Annotated in this window: 20 protein-coding genes; 6 read left to right on the forward strand and 14 right to left on the reverse strand. The window is 55.2% G+C overall.

What is annotated here, in order from left to right:
- Positions 1-106: 106 nt before the first annotated feature.
- Positions 107-1,006: a sigma-70 family RNA polymerase sigma factor gene (locus GYMC10_RS02020; RefSeq protein WP_012818611.1), complete on the forward strand. Its 900-nt coding sequence runs from the start codon at positions 107-109 to the stop codon at positions 1,004-1,006.
- Here the strand turns inward: GYMC10_RS02020 and GYMC10_RS02025 are convergent.
- From GYMC10_RS02025 to GYMC10_RS02050, 6 genes are all read right to left on the reverse strand, one after another.
- Positions 975-1,421 carry a carboxymuconolactone decarboxylase family protein gene (locus tag GYMC10_RS02025; RefSeq protein WP_012818612.1) on the reverse strand — a complete coding sequence of 149 codons (447 nt, stop codon included), beginning with the start codon at positions 1,419-1,421 and terminating at the stop codon, positions 975-977. The two genes, GYMC10_RS02020 and GYMC10_RS02025, sit on opposite strands and share 32 nt — an antisense overlap.
- A 216-nt stretch (positions 1,422-1,637) precedes the next feature.
- Positions 1,638-3,287, reverse strand: coding sequence for a DUF4179 domain-containing protein (locus tag GYMC10_RS02030; protein ID WP_012818613.1), 1,650 nt, complete (start codon positions 3,285-3,287; stop codon positions 1,638-1,640).
- Complete coding sequence (locus GYMC10_RS02035) at positions 3,274-3,807, reverse strand: RNA polymerase sigma factor (RefSeq protein ID WP_012818614.1); 534 nt, start codon at positions 3,805-3,807, stop codon at positions 3,274-3,276. The genes GYMC10_RS02030 and GYMC10_RS02035 overlap by 14 nt, the downstream gene beginning before the upstream one ends.
- 263 nt (positions 3,808-4,070) lie before the next feature.
- Positions 4,071-6,875 (reverse strand): glycoside hydrolase family 3 protein, encoded by a 2,805-nt coding sequence (locus tag GYMC10_RS02040; RefSeq protein WP_012818615.1) that lies wholly within the window; start codon positions 6,873-6,875, stop codon positions 4,071-4,073.
- Between the two features lie 404 nt (positions 6,876-7,279).
- Entirely contained in the window at positions 7,280-8,029 is a 750-nt protein-coding gene (locus GYMC10_RS02045) for a Crp/Fnr family transcriptional regulator (protein WP_012818616.1), read from the reverse strand.
- Positions 8,030-8,051: 22 nt separating this feature from the next.
- Positions 8,052-9,116 carry an FAD:protein FMN transferase gene (locus GYMC10_RS02050; protein ID WP_012818617.1) on the reverse strand — a complete coding sequence of 355 codons (1,065 nt, stop codon included), beginning with the start codon at positions 9,114-9,116 and terminating at the stop codon, positions 8,052-8,054.
- Positions 9,117-9,275: 159 nt separating this feature from the next.
- Between GYMC10_RS02050 and GYMC10_RS02055 the strand changes: the two genes are divergently transcribed.
- The 5 genes from GYMC10_RS02055 to GYMC10_RS02075 are packed head-to-tail and all read left to right on the forward strand — an operon-like array spanning position 9,276 to position 12,720.
- Positions 9,276-9,656: a NusG domain II-containing protein gene (locus GYMC10_RS02055; RefSeq protein WP_009593819.1), complete on the forward strand. Its 381-nt coding sequence runs from the start codon at positions 9,276-9,278 to the stop codon at positions 9,654-9,656.
- Positions 9,640-10,185, forward strand: coding sequence for a Gx transporter family protein (locus tag GYMC10_RS02060; RefSeq protein WP_009593823.1), 546 nt, complete (start codon positions 9,640-9,642; stop codon positions 10,183-10,185). The genes GYMC10_RS02055 and GYMC10_RS02060 overlap by 17 nt, the downstream gene beginning before the upstream one ends.
- 16 nt (positions 10,186-10,201) lie before the next feature.
- Positions 10,202-11,077, forward strand: a complete 876-nt coding sequence (locus GYMC10_RS02065) for an energy-coupling factor transporter ATPase (RefSeq protein WP_012818618.1) — start codon at positions 10,202-10,204, stop codon at positions 11,075-11,077.
- A complete protein-coding gene (locus GYMC10_RS02070) occupies positions 11,026-11,883 on the forward strand; it encodes an ATP-binding cassette domain-containing protein (RefSeq protein WP_012818619.1) in 858 nt (285 codons plus the stop codon). The genes GYMC10_RS02065 and GYMC10_RS02070 overlap by 52 nt, the downstream gene beginning before the upstream one ends.
- A gap of 45 nt (positions 11,884-11,928) precedes the next feature.
- Positions 11,929-12,720: an energy-coupling factor transporter transmembrane component T family protein gene (locus GYMC10_RS02075; RefSeq protein WP_012818620.1), complete on the forward strand. Its 792-nt coding sequence runs from the start codon at positions 11,929-11,931 to the stop codon at positions 12,718-12,720.
- Positions 12,721-12,751: 31 nt separating this feature from the next.
- On the opposite strand, the gene GYMC10_RS02080 is transcribed toward GYMC10_RS02075, so the two are convergent.
- The 8 genes from GYMC10_RS02080 to GYMC10_RS02115 form a co-directional block, all read right to left on the reverse strand.
- Positions 12,752-13,717: a hypothetical protein gene (locus GYMC10_RS02080; RefSeq protein ID WP_012818621.1), complete on the reverse strand. Its 966-nt coding sequence runs from the start codon at positions 13,715-13,717 to the stop codon at positions 12,752-12,754.
- Between the two features lie 233 nt (positions 13,718-13,950).
- Entirely contained in the window at positions 13,951-15,132 is a 1,182-nt protein-coding gene (locus GYMC10_RS02085; RefSeq protein ID WP_261979535.1) for a PCYCGC motif-containing (lipo)protein, read from the reverse strand.
- A gap of 91 nt (positions 15,133-15,223) precedes the next feature.
- Entirely contained in the window at positions 15,224-16,228 is a 1,005-nt protein-coding gene (locus tag GYMC10_RS02090) for a polyprenyl synthetase family protein (RefSeq protein WP_012818623.1), read from the reverse strand.
- A gap of 32 nt (positions 16,229-16,260) precedes the next feature.
- Complete coding sequence (locus tag GYMC10_RS02095) at positions 16,261-16,698, reverse strand: hypothetical protein (protein WP_009593826.1); 438 nt, start codon at positions 16,696-16,698, stop codon at positions 16,261-16,263.
- Positions 16,699-16,821: 123 nt separating this feature from the next.
- Positions 16,822-18,690, reverse strand: coding sequence for an FAD-dependent oxidoreductase (locus tag GYMC10_RS02100; protein WP_012818624.1), 1,869 nt, complete (start codon positions 18,688-18,690; stop codon positions 16,822-16,824).
- A gap of 50 nt (positions 18,691-18,740) precedes the next feature.
- On the reverse strand, positions 18,741-19,652 hold the full coding sequence (locus tag GYMC10_RS02105; RefSeq protein WP_012818625.1) for an FMN-binding protein: 912 nt from the start codon (positions 19,650-19,652) through the stop codon (positions 18,741-18,743).
- A gap of 158 nt (positions 19,653-19,810) precedes the next feature.
- Positions 19,811-20,743 (reverse strand): dihydroorotate dehydrogenase, encoded by a 933-nt coding sequence (locus tag GYMC10_RS02110; RefSeq protein WP_012818626.1) that lies wholly within the window; start codon positions 20,741-20,743, stop codon positions 19,811-19,813.
- On the reverse strand, positions 20,724-21,425 hold the full coding sequence (locus GYMC10_RS02115) for a dihydroorotate dehydrogenase electron transfer subunit (RefSeq protein WP_012818627.1): 702 nt from the start codon (positions 21,423-21,425) through the stop codon (positions 20,724-20,726). The genes GYMC10_RS02110 and GYMC10_RS02115 overlap by 20 nt, the downstream gene beginning before the upstream one ends.
- Positions 21,426-21,558 lie beyond the last annotated feature (133 nt).

A 21,558-nucleotide genomic window follows, 5' to 3' on the forward strand; every position in this document is an offset into this window, starting at 1 on the left:
ATAGAGTAGGATTAGGGCGTCTTGATGTCACAGACGGTAGTGTTCATCTGTCTTATATGTGGTGTAGCTTACTGCCGACAATATACAGAGTAAGAAGGTGTGCCTGATGTTATGGGATCAAATCTATATCGAATACAAGCCGATGATGTTCGGCCTGGCCTACCGGATGCTGGGGAGTGCGGCGGATGCCGAGGACATCGTGCAGGATGTTTTTTCCCAATTCGTGCAGATGGATCGGGGAGAGGTGCAAAACGAGAAGGCATATTTGGCCAAAATGACAACGAACCGCTGCATCAACCTGCTGAAATCGTCCAGGCGCAAGCGCGAAACGTATACCGGTCCCTGGCTACCGGAGCCGATGCCGGATTATGACATGATACAGCGGTCCGATCCTGCGGAACGCCGCGAGAATATCGGCTATGCCTATCTGGTGCTGCTCCAACGCCTGACGCCGCTGGAGCGTGCCATCTATATCGCCAAGGATACGCTGGGTCTCGAATATCATGAAATCTCGGAGATGCTTGGAAAGACGGAGATCAGCTGCCGCAAGACCTTCAGCCGTGCCCAGCAAAAAATGGGCCGACATACGGAGAGGCCGGTGGGAGAAGGGACCCGTACGGAAAAGCAGGAACGCTTCGTTGAAGCCTTCCTGCGGGCGTCCGATATGGGTAATTTTAAACCGCTGCTCTCTTTCCTGAAGGAAGAGGTTACGCTGCTGTCGGATGGCGGCGGCAAAGCGAAAGCAGCCATCAATCCGATACTGGGCGTGGAGCGGGTACGGGCTTTCTTCGAGGGATTGTCTGCCAAAGGCTCGTTTCGGGAAGGGTTTGAACCCGTCTCCATCAATGGGGAGCCCGGTGTATTGCTGAAGCGGGAAGGCAGGGTCTCCATGGTGCTTACGGCAGAGTGGGAACCCGACTTGTCCCGCATCAGCCGGATCTTTCTTGTGGTCAATCCGGATAAATTGCAGCTGTTTAATCAAAACAGCCCGGGAACAGCCCTGTAGCAACGCCGATCCGGTTCCAGGCATTGATGGTCGTAATCGCCATGACCAGATCGACGAATTGCTTCTCGTCAAAATGCTTGCGCACGCGTTCGTATATCTCGGTCGGAACGCCGGCTTCGGACAGCTTGGTCACGCACTCCGTCAATTCGATGACGGCCCGTTCCTCGTCGGAATAGATCGGCACTTCGCGCCACATCGGCAGAAGGAGGAGACGGTCCACGCTCTCGCCCATGGAGAGCAGATCCTTCGAATGCATATCCACGCAGAAGGAGCAGCCGTTGATCTGGGACGCCCGGAGCTTGATGATCTCGTACAGCTTGTGATCCAGTCCGCTTTTTTGAGCCGCTTGCTCCAGGGCAAGCAGGGTTTTAAAGGCTTCGGGATTGGCCGACCGGTAATTCATTCGCAGTTCCATGTTCAGTTCCCCTTTACGTTTGAAGGTTGATATTCACCTATATGACAGTTTGTCGCCGGGAATTGTGACATGTGAACGAAAAAAAAGAAGAAACCCTTCATGGATGGGGTACGAAAGATACGAAAGGTGCAGCATTTCTTGGCAGAAATGCTGCCCCGGGTAACGTTTTCGTCCTCTGCATGGGGTTTCTTTATCGTTTATAACGCTAAGATAGGTTTATTTTCCGGTTTTGAGCGGAATGCGCAGGACGTCGTCCCGCTTATGGGTGGTATAGTTCCAAATATAAACCTCAAGCTCGGTCTTGTCGAAATTCTTATACACGTCCATATGTTTATTGCTGTCATCGCCGAGCAGGCCGATCATGGCCGGCATGCCATAGTTCCGATCTTCGCCGTCCAGATAATAAGTCTGGTTGACGCCGCCGAACGCCGGGTCGGAGCTCAAGGATTCCACATAGAGGTTGTGGTCCTTCATGTAATAGGTCCACATGATCGGATAGCCGGCGATGCTGGACGTTAAGGTCTGATGCTCAGCCGAAATATCGGTCAAGCGGATCGGATTCTTATCTCCGGCGAATTCGTCGACGCGGTGCTTGGCGACCAGAGACACGGGGCGGTTCGCCAGAGAGGCTGCATCCAGTCCGGTCATTTCAAAGCGCAGCTCCGTTTTCTTGGACTGGCCGGGCACATGCCACATGCTTCCGCTTAACAGCGTTCCGCCTACGTCCAGCTGATAGTCCATGAATGGAAAACGGGTATGCTTTTCCTTATGGGTCAGGATCAGCCGGACTTGGGTTGGCGTTACGATCATTTCATGGATCTTCGATTCGCCAGGCACCTGATCCACAGGGATATTCAGCACGTCCTTCCATGTGCCGTTGGCCATTTGTTTCTTGGATAGAGCCATATTCAAGCTCCAGGTTTCATCGACGCTTTGCAGCGTGCGATCATAAGCCAACTGGAATGTCGTACCTTCCGCACGCAGGGAATCGGACTTGAATATTTGCTGGCTCAGGTATTCTCCGGTGGCTGCCGGAGTTCCGAAAGTAGAAGGTTTAACCTCCTTAATCATCTCATTCTTGTCATCGGCAACTTGAATTCGCACCCAGCTTCTGCTGTTCATTTCAGGGTCCGTAAATCTAATGGCCGATTGAAGCAGGATATTGCCTTCAGCCTGCTCGAAGGACTGCAGGGTCACGCTGTCAATGCCATCCTTTTGAATGGGGAATACCTGCGTATTCGGGTTTTGAGGGTCGTAAGGGATGGACTGTTTTCCATCGCCGGTAAAACGAATATTCTCCATCGCAAACTCGATATCCGCGATCTGGCCCTCAGCAACCCAATCGGTCTCGAAATACCCCTGGAATACGCCTAACTCCTCGTTCCACTGATGCGAATAATGACCCTCGACGGAACGGCCTTCCTTATCTTTAAGCCCGATTCGATCAAAAGCGATTTGTTCGCCGGCCCGCTTCGAGCCAGTATCCAGGCTGTAGAGCAGGAACGTGCGGTTCTCATCGATAAACGCCGTGTGCACCGTTAGCGTGATGCCATCCTTCGTAACGGATTTCTCAATTGCCTGGCCAAGCCCTTGTTCTAGCGCAGTCTGGATCCCGGCCTTGTAAGACAGAAGATGGGACCAGTCATAATTCAAGGCTGCATAGACCGGCGTAGCCATCAGGGCGACGGATATCCCGGTAATGATCGCAATTCGCTTTCGCTTACGCGGACGAAGCGGAGTCGATTCCCCTCCGGCCACCTTCAATTCGTCCTGCTGTATGCTGCTCCACATCCGGTCAAAATCAGGATAAGACACGTTATTCGCTGTGTTCATCTGATTTTTCAGAATATTCTCAAAACGTTCCAAATTGTTTCTCCCCCTTCAGCCAAAAGCCGTTATGATGCTCTAGCTTTTTGCGCATGATTTTCAATGCTTTGTGAAGCCTTGATTTAACCGTTCCTACAGGGATCTTCAACGTTTCGGCAATTTCCGCCATCGACAGCTCGCCAATATAGCGGAGCGTGACCACGGCCATCAGCTTGTCCGGGAGCTGCTGAAGCAGGCTCTCCCATTCCGCCGCCGCTGCTTTTTCCAATACGATGGTGTCCACGGATTTAACCGATGCCGCGGTCTGCTCGTGGAGCCAAGCGACCTGGCTTTGCTTTTCCCGCTGGGTCTGATTCCTTCTAAGCAGGTTCAGGCAGTGATTCATCGCGATGCGCATGATCCAGGCGCGTGTATGCTCTACGCTTCTCCAATCCTGGCGAAATACGGTGACGAATACGTCGTGGCAGAGATCTTCCGCATCTTGGGCGTTCCGCAGCATGTAGTAGCAGGTACGGTACACGTCCTTGTTGTATGAATCGAATAACTCGCGTTCCGTCAATCCAAGGCACTCCTTTCTTTGCGTTATGTCTAATAAACAAATGACCCTTGGAATGGGTTCACATTTTTTGTTGTGGCCTTGTAACGAAGGCGGGGACATTTTCTTATATTTTCGGATTGACTTCATTCTAACAAAAAAGAACATCTGCCCACCGTATAAAACGTAGGGCAGATGTTCTATGGATATCTGTAAGGTGGGGTGCCGCTGGCAGGCCCGTTAGAACCATCGATTAAGCCGAGGGTTATCACTAGATCGCTGGCGGCTTAAGCTATGCGGAACCAGCTGATCTGCACCTCGCCTTTCATGACCAGGAAGACGTCGGCCCGTCCTGTTAACCCCGTCAGATCGGCCTGAACCGTCGTCCAGGCCTGGCGCCCTCCGGTCGGCAGAACCTTGCAGCTTCCGGCTGCGGGGCCATCCGGGCTGCCGGTCGTAACGACGATGTCGCCGCCCTTGATATGTCCGCTCACCCTGGCCTCGAACGTGGCCGGAGAATTGCCGAGATCGGCGTCATGGAAGGCGATCCATCCCGAGTCGCCGGTTAAACGGATGCTTTCGCCGCCTTCGCGGCATTCATCGAGGAAGACACCCTGGTAGTCGTCATAATTCACTGCCCGAACAGGCTCTCGCAGCATGCGTGGCGGAATCGTTTCTCCTTCGACTTGAAGGACTGCGGTAACCGGCAGGCGGCCGGAGGATGGTCCAACCATGAGCGTATAGGTCCCGCTTTCCACGCAGTAGCGCTCCCGGGTGACATCCCAGAAGGCCAGCTCCTCGGCTTTGAGCTCAAAGGTTACCGTTTCCGAAGCGCCTGGAGCCAGATGAACGCGGCGGAAGCCCTTCAACGTTTTGAGAGGACGGATGACGCGGGAGGAGTCAGCCTTCACATACAGCTGAACCACCTCATCCCCGGCCAGCTGGCTCTCGTTCCTAACCGCAACGGTGACGGTTACGCTGCCTTCGGCCGTGATCTGCGGACGGCTAAGCGATAGACCGCTGTATTGGAAGCGGGAATAGCTGAGGCCGTGACCGAACGGGTACAGTACATCCCCCTCGAAATATTGATAGGTCCGCTTCCCTTTGATAATGTCGTAATCCATGATGTCCGGAAGCTGTTCGGTTGACTTATACCACGTCATGTTTAAGCGGCCGCCCGGATTATAATCTCCGTACAGAACGTCGGCCACCGCGTGGCCCAGCTCCTGCCCGGCGTGAGACGTAAAGAGGATGGCCGGCACATGCTCCTGTTCCCAGTTCACCGCGAACGGATACCCGCCTACGATGACCACCACCGTATGGGGATTAGCTTCGAACACCGCCTGAATCAAAGCCTGCTGAGCAGGCGGAAGGGTGATGTCGGGACGGTCGATCGTTTCCTTGCCGTTAATGAACGGGCTGTTTCCCACGAAGACGATGGCGGTTTCAGCCGATGCTGCCGCTGCAGCGGCTTCAGCGATGCCGTCCTGAACCGTTTCGATGGTAAACGGCGTTCCCGTTTCCTCGATGCCGCCAACAACAAGCCGGCCATGCTCATCGAGCAGGATCGGTTTGCCTTCCCAGTTTTTCATCAGGAAGCTTCCATCCGGCAACGCCTCGAAGCCGAAAGCCTCCTTCACGAACCAGCCGCGAGCTTCGTCGGCCGCAGCTTGCAGTCCCGTTTCCGTTTCCGTCACGAATTTGCCGCTGCTGACCAGGCGGAGCGTGACAGAGCCCCAGCCCCAGTCGTTTCGCTCGAATACGGCGGCATCGGCGGATGCTGACGTGCCTGCAAGCAGGATGCCCTGCTCCTCGGAAGACAGGGCGACATACGTGCCGCTGACGGCAGAACGAAGGCGCACCTGATCCAATCCCGTATGGAATTGAACGTAACGGTCTCCCGCTTTGGCCTGCACGCCCTGAAGCGGCGTAATCCGGTAGGGAGGCGTGCCGCTGTACCAATCCGTGAACGCTTCGTTGGCGAGCGGTCCGATCACGGCCGCGGATTTGAACGGATCACGCGGAAGGGGCAGCAAACCGTCGTTTTTCAGCAGCACGATCGACTCACGGGCGGCTCGAAGAGATAATTCGGCATGCTCCGGCGCGCAGAGCTTCGTCTCCGGTACGCGGCTGTATGGATTCCGCTCCTCCGGGTCGAATTCGCCAAGGCGGAAGCGGACGCGGAAGGTATTGCGGAGGGCATGGTCCAGATGCTGCTCCTCAAGCAATCCTTGCTCCAAAGCATCGCGGAGAGCGCGGAAGGAGATGTCCTGATCGTCGGTGATGCTGTCGATTCCGGCTTTGACGGAACCCGCAACGGCCTCTGCGTAGGAAGCGACATAATGATGGTCCATGACGGTACCCAGCACGTCACCCGCGTCCCCTACGACGAATCCGTCCATGCCCCATTCCTGCTTGACGATATCGTTCACTTCATGGTTCAGGTTGCACGGCGTGCCGTTGATGCCGTTATACGCGGTCATCATGGAACCGGCTTTCCCTTCCCGGAACGGAGCCTCGAAAGCTTTCAGATAATATTCGCGTTTGTTCCTCGGATCGATGCTTACCGAGGCGCTGCCGCGGTCGGCTTCATTGTTATTGCCGTAGAAGTGCTTCAGGGTAGCTACCGTTTTGTAGTAAAAGGGATGGTCTCCCTGCATGCCCTTCACCAGCCCGGTGGATAGCTCCCCGGTCAGGTGCGGGTCTTCCCCGTAGGCTTCTTCCGTTCGTCCCCACCGGGGGTCGCGTTCCAGATCCACGGTCGGCGCCCAGATGGTCAGTCCGTTGATGGCCCGGTCGCGCTGGTAATAGACCCGGGCTTCCTCTGCGATGACCGAGCCGATTTCACGCATCAGCTCGGGATTCCACGTGCACGCAAGTCCGGTGTTTTGCGGAAAGACGGTCGCTTCGCCAAGCCATGCCACGCCGTGGGCGCCTTCGGTGCCATGCTTATATTTTTGCACGCCGAGACGGGGGATTTCCGTCTGGTATTGGCACATTAATTCGATTTTTTCGTCCAAGGTCAATCGGGATACCAGATCGTGAACCCGCTCTTCCAGCGGTAGATCCGGATCCTGGAACGGATATTTCATGAGCAAAACCTCATTTCTAAGCAGAGTTGGAATGGAAACGCTCTCAGATATACATGCAAAAAGTGTGCGTTTCCCTTAAACCGTTAAATCAACTCCATCATAGCGCGCAAGGCGGAGTCATGATACACCGAGAATTAGCGCAGTTTTCATGTGGAAATTTCGAATGTTTGCCGAACCTCTGCATGCTTGAAGGGAGGTCGTTAATCAGACGGCAGTATCATTTCAGGAGAGAATTCGTTTTTCTAGAGCGGGTAATGGAATCATGTGGTGATCACGAATCCTTGGGTGCTGGCGTGTAAATGAAATTCATGAAAGGGGCCATGAGAATAAGAAACCTCTGTTTGGGCACGGTAGATTGTTGTTGACTCCGTGTTCCATTCAGAGGTTTTTTTGTTTGATGTCCGTTACATTCGGCAAATCTCTTTGGGACAGTCCTCGCAGTGGCAAATATTCCGCAAATAGCCGGGATCATTCAGAACGATGCGCCCCCGTTCGGTAGAAATCACGCCCAGATCCTTAAGCTCGTTCAAGATGCGGTTGACGCTTTCGCGAGTAGAGCCGATCATCTCAGCCATCTCCAGATTCGTGATCCGCTTGCCGATGATAGCCCTGTGATCCTTGGCGGTCCCGCAGGTGCCGTACATATTGTACAGCCGCAGGAGCAGAGAGCATAGGGCGCCGGATTTGCCATGCAGCAGCAGATCGCGCAGTTTGCTCTGCGTGGTACGCTGCATGAGCGCCATCCAGCCCATATATTCCACGGCAAAGTCACCGTTGATGCGGATGATTTTATCCAGCTCGGTCTGGGGCACGACGCCGACCTCGCTATCCTCCATGGCCCTGGCTTCGAAATGATGCACGGCTCGTCCGAACGGATCGGGCTCACCGAACAGATCGCCCGGGATGTGGAGCGACAAGGTTGCCGACAATCCGCCTTCCAGCAGCTTGGATACCTTCAGGCTTCCCCGGTTTACGAAGTACAGCCGGTCGGCAGGATCGTTCTCCTGATACAGACAATCGCCGGCAAACAAACCGATTGGCTCGGCCATTTCCCGGATTAAAGCGAGATGCGGCGGCGAAAAGACGAAGGAAGTGCCCGCAGGAAACAGCCCTCCATCCTTCGCATCGGACCTTGCAGCTCGATTCTGTTTCATACGATCTTCTCCTTTTCGTAACTTATTCGGCAAGCTGATAATTGTCATTCGTCAGTTTGAATGTATCGGTCAGACCTGAAGTGAGATAGATTTGATGGTCGGTGGTGACGAAAATGGCATCGGCGTCATCCCGGCTCTCGACGAACTGCCGACCTTCCGTAAGCCCAAGCGAAAAGACGGATGTCGACATGGCATCGGCGTCCATGGACGTGTCGGTCACGATCGTCACGCTGAGCAGGTCGTTATCGACCGGATAACCGGTGAAGGGGCTCAGAATATGGTGATACACGGTTCCCTCTGCTTCGAAGAAACGCTCGTACACGCCGGAGGTCACGATCGTCTTATTGACGACTTCAAGCGTCCCCAGGGATTGCCCGCGATCCTTCTCAGGGTCCTGGATGCCGATATTCCACGGTGAGCCGTCCGGCTTTGAACCCATGGCCAGGATGTTGCCCCCGAGGTCAATGATGGCGGAGCGGAAACCCTGCTGCTGCAAATAGTCTGCGATAACATCTGCGGCATATCCTTTGGCGATGGCGCCTAGATCCAGCGACATTCCCTCCTTCTCCAGCCGGATGGCATTCGATGCCGGATTTAAAATCACATCCTTGTAGTTCATTCGCTGCATGGCGGCAGTCAGCTCATCTTTCTTCGGTACAGCGGGATGTTCGCCTCCAATGCCCCAGAGATCCACCAGCGGGCCTACGGTCGGTTCGAAATGTCCGCCGGAAGCCGCCGCGTAATCGATAGCGGTCTGGACCACCTTGAAGGTTTCTTCCGAAACGCTGACCTCGGATTTGCCCGCCGCTTGATTGACCTGATCAATCTCGCTACCGGCCAGCTGCCGGTTCATGCGCTGGTCGATCCGTTCCAGCAGAGCCCTAACCTCGTCGAAATGCCGGGTTGTCATCCGTTCATCGTAAACGCGGAGACTGACAATGGTATCGAATATAAAGTAACGTTCGGTTGCCGGTTCGGTGCTGGCGGCTGTCTTCTGATCCGCTTTGGTTGTGCAGCCGATCGCTCCCGTCATCAGCAGGGTGAGCATGATCAACAGGCTGCCGCAGGAAAGAAACTTCCTATTCATGATAGTGCCTCCTCTTCGAATTCTGATGCTGATTTCGCATCGAGTTCCGATGATCTCAGCGTATCAGACCCTTACCCCGCTGAATGTGAGAAAAATCATTTCTGGCACTTGGTGCAGCCCTGATAATGAAGATAAGCAAAGCGAAGTGGAGAGATGCTGATGAAACGCGGAGATATTGGAATAGCGCTTGTGCTGATAGCGGCTGTCGCCTGGTTTGGAATATCCAAGTTTATGGGGGAAGACGGAACGGCAAAGGGAACCTATGCCATGATCGAGGTGAACGGAAAGCATTATGATACGGTGGCGCTGACGGAAGAGCCCCGAGACATAGAAATCCGGACGGAGCGGGGATACAACCTCTTGAGGATCTCGCGCGAAGGGATCGAGATGGTGGAGTCGGATTGTCCGGATCAGCTCTGCATCGGGTTCGGCCACGTTCACGACATCCATGGCACCATCGTATGTTTGCCTAATCGCGTGTTCGTTGAAGTGACCGGAGAACAAATTAAAGGAAGTGAGCCGGATGCCGTTGTCTCCTGATCCTTATGCGCTCCGCAAGCTGGTCGTGATCGCCATCTGCGCATCATTATCGGTGGTGCTGGGCATTGTGGAAGCCCTGATTCCGTTCGCGGTCACGATACCCGGCGCCAAGCTGGGGCTCGGCAATATTATGGTTCTGACCTGTCTGGTCTGTCTTGGGGGCAGGGATGCCTTGTGGCTCATTGTCTTAAAAACATTGTTGACCGCCTTTATACTCGGCAGCTTCTCGACCTTTCTGTTCAGCATGTTCGGCGCTCTGGCGAGTTATCTGGTGATGTATGTCATGCTGAGGCTCGGGGGGAGCAATTTCAGCTTAACCGGGGTGAGCATCGCGGGCGGCATCGCTCATAATATCGGACAATTGACGGCAGCCTCGCTGGTATTGGGGACGGCAAAAATCTATTATTACCTGCCCTTTCTGCTCGGGGCGGGCGTGGTGACCGGGATCTTCGTCGGATGGGCCGCAAAATATCTGATCGAATCCCTGCGGCGTATTGATCCGTTCGGCATGTTTCACACAGAAAGCTAAGGGGGAGGCGTTAGGCATGGCGGGCATAACCGATAAGTCAGAACATGCCGTAAAGCTTAAACATGTATATTACGGACAGGGCTGCACGAACGTGCTCAAAGATGTCTCGCTGGCGATCCCCCATGGACAGTGGGTATGCATCGCCGGGAGAAACGGGGCAGGCAAGTCCACGCTCATTCGGCTGTTGAACGGCCTGCTCCTCATGAGCCGGGGACGCATTCTGATCGATGGGCTGGAGCTGAACGGCCGCACGCTGGGCGACATTCGCCGTCATATCGGCATGGTGTTTGCGAACCCGGACGATCAGTTTGTCGGCCTCACCGTAGAGGATGATATCGCGTTTGGCCTGGAAAATCTGTGCCTGAGCCGGGAAGAGATGCTGCAGCGGATTCGAACCTATGCGGAGCGGCTGGATATCGTCCATCTGCTCCAACGGCATCCGGCCACTCTGTCCGGCGGACAGAAGCAGCGGGCGGCCATCGCTGCCGTGCTGGCGATGGAGCCTTCCATCATTGTCATGGACGAGGCGGCCTCCATGCTGGATGAGAAGGCCAAGAATGAGCTGCTGGGCCTGATGCGGGCCATGCACGCCGAAGGCAGGTACACGCTCATCTCCATCACCCATGATGTGGAGGAGATGGCCGAAGCCGACCGGATGATCGTGCTGGACGGCGGCATGGTGACCGCGGACGGCAGTCCAAAGGAGCTGCTTCTGCAGGACGACTTGCTGCAGCGGTGCAGGCTGAAGGCGCCTTTTGCCCTCCAGTTGTGCAGGGAGCTGAGAGCGAGAGGAATCGATATCGGCGAGCTGGTCAGGGAGAAGGAGGTGCTGGAGGCATTATGGTCATATCATTCGAAGAGGTTTCTTACCGCTACCGGGACCGGGGGATGAGTCCGGTTCTTGGGCTTGACGGCCTGAATCTGGAGCTGGAGGAAGGCCGAATGATTGCCGTCCTTGGTGCGCCGGGCTCGGGGAAATCAACGCTTCTCCAGCATATGAACGGTTTGATTCGGGCGGATGACGGCCTGATTCGCATTTTGGATTTCCGCCTTGAATCGGGTGACGGCAAGAAAATTCCGGCCGGGCTGCGGCAACGGGTCGGCCTGGTGTTTCAATATCCGGAGCAGCAGCTGTTTGAAGAAACGGTGGAGAAGGATCTATTATTCGGACCGCTTAATTTCGGGCGGAGTCCTGCCGAAGCCGCAGAGGCGGTCCGCAGAGCGGCATCCTTCGTCGGATTGGACGAGGAGCTGCTGGGGCAGAGTCCCTTCAAGCTAAGCTCGGGCCAAATGCGGAAAGCGGCGGTTGCCGCCGTATTGGCGGCGGATCCCGACATTTTGGCTTTGGATGAGCCAACGGCCTCCCTCGATCCTGCCAGCCGGGAGGATCTGATGCAGCGGCTGCATGGATTAACGAGGACGCAAGGCAAAACCGTCCTCGTTGTCACTCACCGATTGGAGGAAATCGTGCCCTTTGCAGACGAATTCGTGGTAATCAAGGACGGCAAGGTCTTATTTCAAGGAACGGCCGGGGAGCTCGTACACCGACAGGAGGTGCTGGAGCAGGGAGGTCTGATGGCTCCTTCCTCCGTGCGGATGGCGGGTATGCTGGCCGCACAGCTTGGAATCGAACCCGCGGAAATGCTTCCGGATGCGGCAGCATTGGCGGAATGGTATGCGGAACTGCTGGGATCATAGGACAGGGCTGGCAGGGCTAGGCAGAGGAGATAGGAGGGAGCCGACATGAAACGAAAAATCATCCTGGGCCGATATATGGAAGGCGATTCATGGGTTCACCGTCTGGATCCCCGCGCCAAGACGGCGGCCATGCCGCTCTTTATGGTGGCTGTGTTCCTGGTGGACGGATATATGGGGGTACTCGCGCTGCTGCTGTTCACTGCTGTGGTGATCCGGACTACGCGTATCCCGTACCGCTATTACATCAGAGCCATGAAACCGCTGATGTTCCTGCTGTTGTTCATCCTGGTATTTCACATCCTTTATGATGCGGGAGGCGGGAAACTGCTGGATGTGGGCGCGTTCAAGGTATATGCCGGCGGATTGGAAAAAGGGATCGTGTCCGCTTCGCGGATGGGACTCTTCATCATGCTGGCGGCGGTGCTGACCTTCACGACCCAGCCGGAGCAGCTGGCCCAGGGACTCGGCAGCCTCTTGCGGCCTCTGACCTGGATCGGCGTGCCGACGGATCGGCTGGTGCTGATGCTCGGCATAGCCCTCCGGTTCATTCCGACCATCTTCGAGGAAGCCGAGCGGCTGTGGAAGGCGCAGCATTCCCGGGGACTGGACCTGTCATCCCACCCGCTGAGGGAGAAGGCGCGGCTGATCATTGCCCTGCTGGTCCCGGTAACGACAGGCGCTTTCCGGCGCGCGATCGGGCTGGCCGATTCCATGGAGGCCCGGGGCTATCGCCTGGGTGCGCGGCGAAGCAGGTTCAGGTTGTTTGTATGGAAGCGGGCGGACACGTTATTCGTGGCGGCATTTCTGCTGCCCGTGGCCGCAGCCGCGCTGCTGTAACGGCGGTCTGAAGAGCATGAAAACCGCAGTCCTAAAGGACTGCGGTTTGGTGGTTTATTGTTACTCGAATTGGATAGAAAAGGGCCCGCAAACGCTGGTGGACGAGTTGCTGCAGCTTTCTGGCTCTGATTCGTTTTTCAATGTCCTTTAATAGCTTTGAGAATTCACCTAGGTAAGGCTGCAGGACATGCTTCTTGTTATTGATTTTCCCTTGAACGATCCCGGCAAACCGTCCGTTCTCCGGTACTTCTCTTGCAGAGGCGAGTCTCCCGTTCTTGTAATTCTCTACTCTATAGTGCTCTTCGTCCTCGAAGCGTTGATTCAGTCCAGTGTAGAGCTCCATCACCCCATAGTCACCCGTTCGATATACGCCTTCGCTGATGGAGCTCCCGTAATCCTCCATTTCGCTTGCATATGCGAACCCTTTGTAGTCAGGCGTGGACTTATCCCTTTTGTAATAATTCAGCAGTTGAATGCGGCCGCAGGCCAATTTTGATAGCATCAATTCATTTGCCTGCTCCTGATCCGATACGGAAAACTCCAAGAGAGTGTTCCCATTCCGGTATTCAAACGAAAGGATGTCCATGGATTGCATCACGGTATAACCTGACAACAAGTCATGATCCTTGAAAATGCCCTTCGAGATTACATGAAATTCAAAATCAGGGTTGCTTTCGCTCCGAATTCCCGTTCCGTTAGGACGATCGTTTCGCCATTCCCCCTCGTAGACGATTTTCATATCCTCGGGAAGCTTGTCCGATATGTATTTGCCTGTACCGGATCTTTGTCCATTGTACCACTCGCCGCTGTATACTTTGGATGGTCCCCATCGCATCGTACCTTTTCCGTGAGGTTTGTTGTTCTTCACTTCACCATAGTAGGTGGCCCCGTTAGGGAGGGTCAAACTAACTTTTTGGCTGGAGGCTTCCGTCTCTTCATGGGCAAACATAAGAAACAGCAATGCCAGTGTTAAAAAGCTTAGGTATGTTCTGATCACGTTGTAATACGTCTCCTCTAATCTGCCGATTTTTAATTTTGGCGTATCCCATAAGGTGGATGATTTACCCAGTCAAATCATAGATGAGATGCATGTCTGCCGTAAAGTTATAATATGGGAATTATATCAGTGAACTGGGATTTGACCGATCTTTTTTGTGAGCTTTACAATGCATCTCATAGAAAATATAGATAAAAACACCGATCCTTTACGGAACGGTGTTTTTGTCATACCTATTCATTCATCGGCATCGGTGTATCCGTCGGCTTGATCCCCTCGTAGGCCCGGTCCACGGATTGCCGGATTTCCTTCAGACTCAGCCCCTGCTGCCTGCCGCCCAGGTACATATTCGTGACGTCCAGGCAGGTTTGGCAGAATTTCGCGTGCGTGGTTGGCGTGAGCCTGCCGTCTTCCTCTTGAGCATAGTAGCAATTGAGGTTGCTGCTATGGCCGGCATCGCCGCATCCGCAGAAGCAGGGCATGAAGGCCAAGTGGCCGGCATGGAGGATGGCTGCATTGTATTCCTTCACGCTGGACATATGCGGAAGAGGCGTATCGGGATGCAGCAGGTATTCGGTTTTGCCGTCGGAACGGCCAGCAAGGGCTTCCGCATAGAGGATGTCGCTGCGATACGCGCCGCTTACCACTCGAACGCCGTTCACGCCTTCAAAGGTCTGCAGCGTAAGCGCGATGGCTTCTTCCGCCCGTTCTCCCTCCTTAGAGCCGGTAAAAGCACGAAACGATGGGGACAGCTCCACCACGGTTACCCCGTGTTCGGTTCGGATTTCGGCGAAGCTTACGCCGGCCGGGATGGCGCTTTCCAGCTCGGGCGGCAGCAGATCCGAAAGCTGGGTCAGCATCGTCATGGCACTGACCTTCGGATAGCGGACGGAGGTATCCGTCTGCACGTACTGGGATACCGGCGTGAATAGACCGGAATGCGGGTCATAGGCATGGAGGGTTACGCTGGGCATCGTGCCGGGGATGGCCGAGAGAGTCGCTCCCTCGGGCGGGCGTGCACCGTTCGCAGCGATATCTTCCAGCTCCCGCAGGATCCTGTCGCTTGATATATCTTCGGTCAGTCTTCCGAGTTCTTCCTCCTGAGCGTTCAGGAACAGGATCGTTGGGTGCTCCGTAATACCGTACCGGTTAACGGCCTCCGTATCCTCCGAAATGCTGAAATACTGGTAACGGTAGTCCCGGGAGGTTGCTTCCATCTGCTCCATGACGCCCAGCGCCTTGGAACAGCCGCCGCAGCCCTTGAGCGCAAAAATGGCGATGGAGCTCACTTGCGTGTCAACGGTCTCCTGTTCCGCAAGAGGAGATGTCCTGAATAGCATGAAGCCCCCGGCAGCAAGCAGGAGCAGGAAGGCCGTCAGCGCAATTCGCCACCGCCAGATTCGTGTGCGATGCATGTCGATTAAACATCCTTTCATATCGAACAGGGATGCATCCATGATGGACGTATCCCTGTTCGTTTGGAGTATATGGCTTCATGTCTGTCTTTTAGGGCAGGAAATAATGGAGCAATGCCTGCAAATCACGCTGAGCCGGGTGATCCGCGAAGTCGCCGATCATACGCTGGGCATGTTCCGCATAGGAACGGGCAAGCTCTTCGCTCTGCTCGATCGCGCCGGTTGCGGCGATGCGGTGGATGACGTCATCCATGTCTGCCGCGGCGGAATGAGGGCCGAGCTGCCTGATTCTAGGTGCAAGGGCAGGATCGTTTAGGGCGTAAAGCACCGGCAGCGTAATGTTGCCGTTTTGCAGGTCTGCGCCAGCCGGCTTGCCGATGGCCTCCCTGGGCTTCGTGAAATCGAGCAGGTCATCCCGGATTTGAAAGGCCATGCCGAGCGACTCCCCGAATTGAAAGAGCCGTTCAGCAGTTCCGGCATCCGCATGGGCTGCTTCCGCGCCCGCTTTCAGGCAGTGGGCCATCAACAGGGCCGTTTTGCAGCGCGTTTTCTCCAAATACTGCTCCATCGTCAGTCCGAAGTCGAAGCGGTGTTGAAGCTGATCGTATTCTCCCATGCAGAGCTCGGTGACCAGCGCCGCAAGCTCGGCTAATCGGTAGGCCTCGTCTTCGGAGACGTCTTCGCTGTTCCCGTCCGGGTCGCCGCCCGGATGACCGGCGGCCCATTCGATGGCACGGGCAATCATGTAGTTGCCGATGTGCACCGCCGTCTGGACATCGGTCGTCTCGTGCAGGGTCGGCATGCCGCGCCGCATATCGGATTGATCGATAATGTCATCGTGCACCAGCGAGGCCATGTGCAGATATTCAAGCAGTACGGCGGTTTTCATGACGGCCGGCTCATGGCCGCTTTCCCCGAAACGGCTGCCGAGCACGACCATAAGCGGGCGCAGCCGCTTGCCGCCGGCATTAATGAGATCCATGACGCTGCTCAGCACCACGGAGGAAGGGGGGAGGTCGCGGTCTGAGCTGACGACCTCCCGGAGCAGGCGATCGAAGGAAGCGAGATCCACTCCGATTCGGTTATGAAGGTTCATCTGTATCCGCGCCCCTTTCCATGGATGGCTCCTTACGCGCTCCGCTGCTCCAGATAGCTGCGGATTTCGCGCTTAAGCTCGTTGAATATCCTTTCGGGTGAAACGTTCTTGAGCAGGCTGAGCTGCATGCGCTTATGAAAGGGGAGAAGCCGGGACAGCAGCTTCCATTCCTTTCGCTTGACGGCAATCCGGTACATGAGTCCGGTCAAATAATCGCCGTCCAGCAGCAAACGCGTCAGTCTCTCGTTATCCTTCGCTTGCAGCTTGCCATGCTTGTTTAGCGCAGTATGAATCAGGATGCAGCAAGCCAGCACCGTCATTTTGCGTGAATAGGCGAGTTCATAAGCGTTGAGCATATCGGCGATGTCCCTCACCGGTCTGTTATCCATCTCCATCCAATCGATATCCGTTCCGGAATCGATATGCGACCGAAGCAGGTCGATCGTATCCTGTAATAGCTTCATATCCATCGTTATTGACTCCTTCCGGAAGGCTCGTGTTGATCAGAATGTGAATGTCGGCAGAACGGTTAGGGCTTGAGCTTGTTTCGGCAAAGCCGATACGATCAGCCCGTTCTATTGAATAGAGAAGAATTAGTCCGTATACACGTACCAGCGCCTTACGATCGGTATTCGTTTCCATACCTTTTTCAGCCAAGGGTACACATAGTAGTCAAGACCGAACGTGCTGCCCGATCCGCCGATCAAGGCGATTCCTGCTGCCAGATACCACAGCATTTCGTTAGGTGCCATACCCGATACCCAAACCATGGCGCCCATGGCGACGCTGGCTACGGCTGCAGGTGCCGTGAACAATCCGACGATCAGCAGGATGCCGACGATCAGCTCAGCCAATACCATCGAGGTCTGAAACACATAGGCAAGCGAAGTATAGCCGCCGTCTCCGGTATAGAACATCAGGTCCATCGACCAGTCGACGATGGATTTCAAGAAATCCGGCACCGGAAGGGCGGTGACCGCTTCTGCGGTATAAGCGGAGGCGGCGGACACCGCGTCTGCCGCTCCGGCTGCATCGGCGCCTGCAGCGGAAGCTGCGCTTACGCCGTCGGCTGCTTTGGCAGGAATGAGGAACATTTTATTCGGATCGTCAATGATCTTATGAATCTTATCCCACCCTTGGGACAGCCACATCCATCCGGCAAAAATCCGCAGCGGAACGAGCCAGAAATTCGGCGAGCGCTTGGCAAAATGCCCGCCCACGAAGCTGCGGTTGTTCCGGACATGGAAGAATTCATGCAGCATATAATGGTATACCTTGTTGAAGCCGCAAACCTGGAACAGATAGAGCATGTTGATCAGATGTTTGACCAGCATGGCCGGGAAGCCGCTGAGCCTGAACATATGGCCCGGCACGCCCACGTTGGCTACCCCGTAGCGGCTGCCGATACAGACCATCGTGCCGTGGAACGTCGGCTTGTAGGATTTCATCGGTTTGTTCGATATTTCAGCGACGATGTTATGCGCAATGACCGGGGCTGCGAGTTCCGCGTTTTCCACCATTTGAGGTACGGGTGCAGCCGCGCCCTCAGGAATGTAGAAGATATTGTCCCCGACGACATATACGTTCGGATGAGCAGGAACTTGCAGCTTGTCGTTGGTCAAAATCCGCTTGCGGCCTTTTTGCTCGACATCCATGCTGCCGACCACATCGGAGCCTTCCACCCCCGCGGTCCAAATAACGGTGCGGGATTTGATATCGCTGCCGCCGACGGTAACGCCGTCCGGCTTAACCTCCGTAATCTTGGAACCCGTGATGATGTTGACGTTCATTTTACGCAGCCGCTTCTCGGCTTTGCGTATTAACGGCTCCGGCAGGATCGGAAGGATCTTGTCGACCATGTCGGCAACGTGAAGCGTAACCTCGCTTGGATCCACGTAGAATTCCTTGCATAATTGCTGCGTGAACTCGGCCAACTCGCCGATCATTTCCACGCCGGTGAATCCGCCGCCGACAACGACGAAGGTCAGCATTTCCTTGCGGACCTGCGGGTTGCGCTCAAGAACCGCTTTGCGGAACATATTCAGGGTATGTTCTTTCAGGCGGACCGCATCATCGTAAGACCACAGGGTAAAGGCGTGTTGATCCGCACCCGGTATGCCGAAGAAGGTTGGCTTGCTGCCTGTACCGATGACTAAATAGTCGTAGTTGTAGGTCTGTTTCTCTCCCTGGAGCGTCTGGCCGTCAAAGTCGATGCCGCCGATTTCATCCAGCACCACGTCCACGTTCCGGAATCCGGAAAATACTTTTTTCAGGTCGATTTTGATGGAATCCTCCTCGACCCGGTTGGCGGCCACTTCATGAAGCTCGGTCAGCAGCGTATGATACGGCTTGCGGTCGATGAGCGTTATCCGCAAATCCTTCTGTTTGCGCAGTCGTTTAGCCAGCTTCTTGGCGGTAAGTATACCGCCGTATCCGCCGCCCAGCACGATAATCTGTTTCATGCGAATCTCCCCTCAAGGAATAGTTGTCTTCTTTCTATCGTACTTGTGGCTTATTTGGCGCCTTCGAGCGCTTTCGCTGCCAGTTCTACGAATCCGTTGACGTGGATGGATACACCGGAGATGGCATCGGTTTTGCCGTCTTCACCCGTTACGATGGCCTGCGGGTCTTGCTTTTCGATCAAATACTGCTCGGCTTGATAAGCCTGCTCGTGCCATTCGGATTGAGCCCCGCCGTTCTTCATGCCGTACTCGCCTGATTTGGAACGGGTGACTTTGTCGGTGCCTCCGTCTTTATGAACGCCGTTCCAGCTGACTGCGGCGATTTTACCGTTAATTACGGTAACGTCGACGGTTTCCTTCCAGCCGGATTTGGCATCGAAGTCAGCCGCTTCCGCGTGGTAGCTGCCGTCTTTGTATGGTCCTGCTTCAACAGGTCCCGCGGCCAGTGCTTTTGCTGCCAGTTCCGTAAAACCGTTGACATGGATCGATACCCCGGATACGGCATCCGTGCGGCCTTCGTCGTTCAAGGCGAGCCCTTCAACGGACTGCTGAGCCACCAGGTATTCCTCCATCTTGGCTGCCTGCTCATGCCATTCCGCTTGAGCGCCGCCTTTTTCCTTCATGCCGTAGAAGCCTTTTTCGGAAAATGTCTTTTTGTCCAACCCGCCGTCCTTATGAAGACCGTTCCAATTGGCGCTGACGATTTTACCGCCTTCGACTTTAATCGCGACGAGTTCCTTCCAGCCGGAATCCTCGGCAAATTCGCCTTCGGCGTAATATAAGCCGTCCTGCAGGGCCGTTCCTTCTTGGGCCGGTTGCTCCGCGTTTCCGGCATTATCCGTGTTTTGGCTCTCTGCCGGTTTGTCCGTGGTGACAGGCTCTTTGTCTCCGTTGCCTCCGCAGCCTACGAGCAGCGCGAACATCAACATGACGGAGAGGGATAGAGAGAGTGTCCTTTTCATTCTGGTTTCCTCCTATGATTTTGTGAATTACTTCACAAATATTGTTCTTGAGTTCATTGTATTCTGAAAAAGAATAGTTATCGGTGAAAAAAATCACAAACTGACGCGGTGCTTCATGTTCAGGCGAGCATGCTGAATTTCAGGAAGTTGAGCATCCGTCAAATAATGCCTCGAATGTCATCCAGGGATTGAATGCCCTCGTTCTCCATCAGTTGAATCAGTTCTTCAGCCAGGGTATCTCCCGCACGGAGGTTGATGAAGTTGTACGTACCGATTTGTACGGCTGCGGCACCTGCCATGATGAATTCGAGGATATCCTCGGCACTGCAGATGCCGCCGATTCCCACCACCGGGATGGACACCGACCGGGCCACCTGATGGACCATCCGCAGGGCAATCGGCTTAATCGCCGGCCCGGATAATCCGGCGTACGCTCTGTCAAAAACGCTGCGACGTTCCCGAATATCAATCGCCATCGCTTGAATCGTATTGATTAGCGAGAGGCCGTCGGCCCCTTCGGCTTCACACATCCGTGCCATTTCCCTCAAATCCTTCGCCCCGGGAGAGAGCTTGACGAGCAGAGGCAGCGTGGTGGCGTTGCGGACTGCGCGAACCACCTCTCGAGCCTGCTCATTCTCGATGCCGAAGGCAAGCCCGCCTTCCTTGATGTTGGGACAGGAGATGTTAAGCTCGATCATGTCGACGGCCCGTTTGCCGGCTGAGCGCAGCTTGCTGCTGGCTTCGGTAAGCAGCTCGGCGCCCTCCGCATATTCCCGTACAGTGCCGCCGCCGAGATTGACGATGACCGCTGTCCCGTGCGAAGTCATGTCGGATAATTCGTGCTCCAGAAAAGCCCGGATTCCCGGATTCTCCAGGCCGACGCTGTTCATGATGCCCGATGGCGTTTCATAGATCCGCGTACCCGTATTGCCTAGCCGCGGGGTCAGGGTCAATCCCTTGGAGACAATGCCCCCGAGCTTGCGAAGCGGATACAGATCCGCATACGGTTTGCCGAAACCGAACGTGCCCGAGGCTGCTAATATCGGATTCGACAGCGGCACTCCCGCCAGTTCACAATCGATGGAGATCATTCCAGTTCACCTCCTTCGCCAGAAATACGGGGCCGTCGGTGCACGCCTTGCGGTTCGAACCCGCGGCAGTTAACGTGCAGCTGTTGCATGCCCCGATGCCGCAGCCCATTCGCTTCTCGATGGAAACGTGGAGCTTCGCGTTTGTACCTTCGGCTTTTTGCGCCAAGCTGTGCATCATCCCAACCGGGCCGCAGGCAAGTATCGTGTCATAGCGGCTCGGGTCCACTGCATCGACGATGGTGCCGCCGGACTTCACCGTGACATCCCGGCTGATTTCGTGGAATCCGTTGACCCCGAAGGGAACGCCGGCGTATCCCAGATACACGCTGGCTTCGGGAATTTCCTTAGCTGCGAGCAGCAGCGGAGCCACTCCGATACCGCCTCCCACCAATGCCGTCCGTCCTTGGGGTTCAGGAAACCCTTGCCCGAAAGGCCCTTCCAGCTGTATTTTGTCACCCGCTTGAAGCGCCGACAGCAGCCACGTACCGGTTCCCTGCACGCGATATAAGAAGGAAACGGAATCCTCCGTCAGGTTATGAACGCTGATCGGCCGTGACAGCACGGGATAGGCATCCCAGCAGCGAAGCATGAAGAACTGTCCCATTCGTGCCGAATAGCTGCCTTGAACGGTAAGTCGATAGATGCGATGGGCCAGTCTGACATTTTGAATAACAAGGGCCACGTTCTCATTCTCCTCCCTTGGCGTACTTTTTCCGCCCGCTATGTTCCTTGCTACAGTATCACAGACAGATAAGGCTACCTGTGACATTTCTCATATTCGGACGTTGCCGAGGCTTGATACTTTTTGTATACAT

The organism is Paenibacillus sp. Y412MC10 (genome assembly GCF_000024685.1).
GTDB classification, from domain to species: Bacteria; Bacillota; Bacilli; order Paenibacillales; family Paenibacillaceae; genus Paenibacillus_AQ; species Paenibacillus_AQ lautus_A.

Bases quoted from the DNA above. Each gene is read 5' to 3' on its own strand.
- GYMC10_RS02020 (WP_012818611.1), top strand. From the start codon at position 107: ATGTTATGGGATCAAATCTATATCGAATACAAGCCGATGATGTTCGGC.
- GYMC10_RS02025 (WP_012818612.1), bottom strand. From the start codon at position 1,421: ATGGAACTGCGAATGAATTACCGGTCGGCCAATCCCGAAGCCTTTAAA.
- GYMC10_RS02040 (WP_012818615.1), bottom strand. From the start codon at position 6,875: ATGAAATATCCGTTCCAGGATCCGGATCTACCGCTGGAAGAGCGGGTT.
- GYMC10_RS02045 (WP_012818616.1), bottom strand. From the start codon at position 8,029: ATGAAACAGAATCGAGCTGCAAGGTCCGATGCGAAGGATGGAGGGCTG.
- GYMC10_RS02050 (WP_012818617.1), bottom strand. From the start codon at position 9,116: ATGAATAGGAAGTTTCTTTCCTGCGGCAGCCTGTTGATCATGCTCACC.
- GYMC10_RS02055 (WP_009593819.1), top strand. From the start codon at position 9,276: ATGAAACGCGGAGATATTGGAATAGCGCTTGTGCTGATAGCGGCTGTC.
- GYMC10_RS02060 (WP_009593823.1), top strand. From the start codon at position 9,640: ATGCCGTTGTCTCCTGATCCTTATGCGCTCCGCAAGCTGGTCGTGATC.
- GYMC10_RS02065 (WP_012818618.1), top strand. From the start codon at position 10,202: ATGGCGGGCATAACCGATAAGTCAGAACATGCCGTAAAGCTTAAACAT.
- GYMC10_RS02070 (WP_012818619.1), top strand. From the start codon at position 11,026: ATGGTCATATCATTCGAAGAGGTTTCTTACCGCTACCGGGACCGGGGG.
- GYMC10_RS02075 (WP_012818620.1), top strand. From the start codon at position 11,929: ATGAAACGAAAAATCATCCTGGGCCGATATATGGAAGGCGATTCATGG.
- GYMC10_RS02085 (WP_261979535.1), bottom strand. From the start codon at position 15,132: ATGCATCGCACACGAATCTGGCGGTGGCGAATTGCGCTGACGGCCTTC.
- GYMC10_RS02090 (WP_012818623.1), bottom strand. From the start codon at position 16,228: ATGAACCTTCATAACCGAATCGGAGTGGATCTCGCTTCCTTCGATCGC.
- GYMC10_RS02095 (WP_009593826.1), bottom strand. From the start codon at position 16,698: ATGGATATGAAGCTATTACAGGATACGATCGACCTGCTTCGGTCGCAT.
- GYMC10_RS02100 (WP_012818624.1), bottom strand. From the start codon at position 18,690: ATGAAACAGATTATCGTGCTGGGCGGCGGATACGGCGGTATACTTACC.
- GYMC10_RS02105 (WP_012818625.1), bottom strand. From the start codon at position 19,652: ATGAAAAGGACACTCTCTCTATCCCTCTCCGTCATGTTGATGTTCGCG.
- GYMC10_RS02110 (WP_012818626.1), bottom strand. From the start codon at position 20,743: ATGATCTCCATCGATTGTGAACTGGCGGGAGTGCCGCTGTCGAATCCG.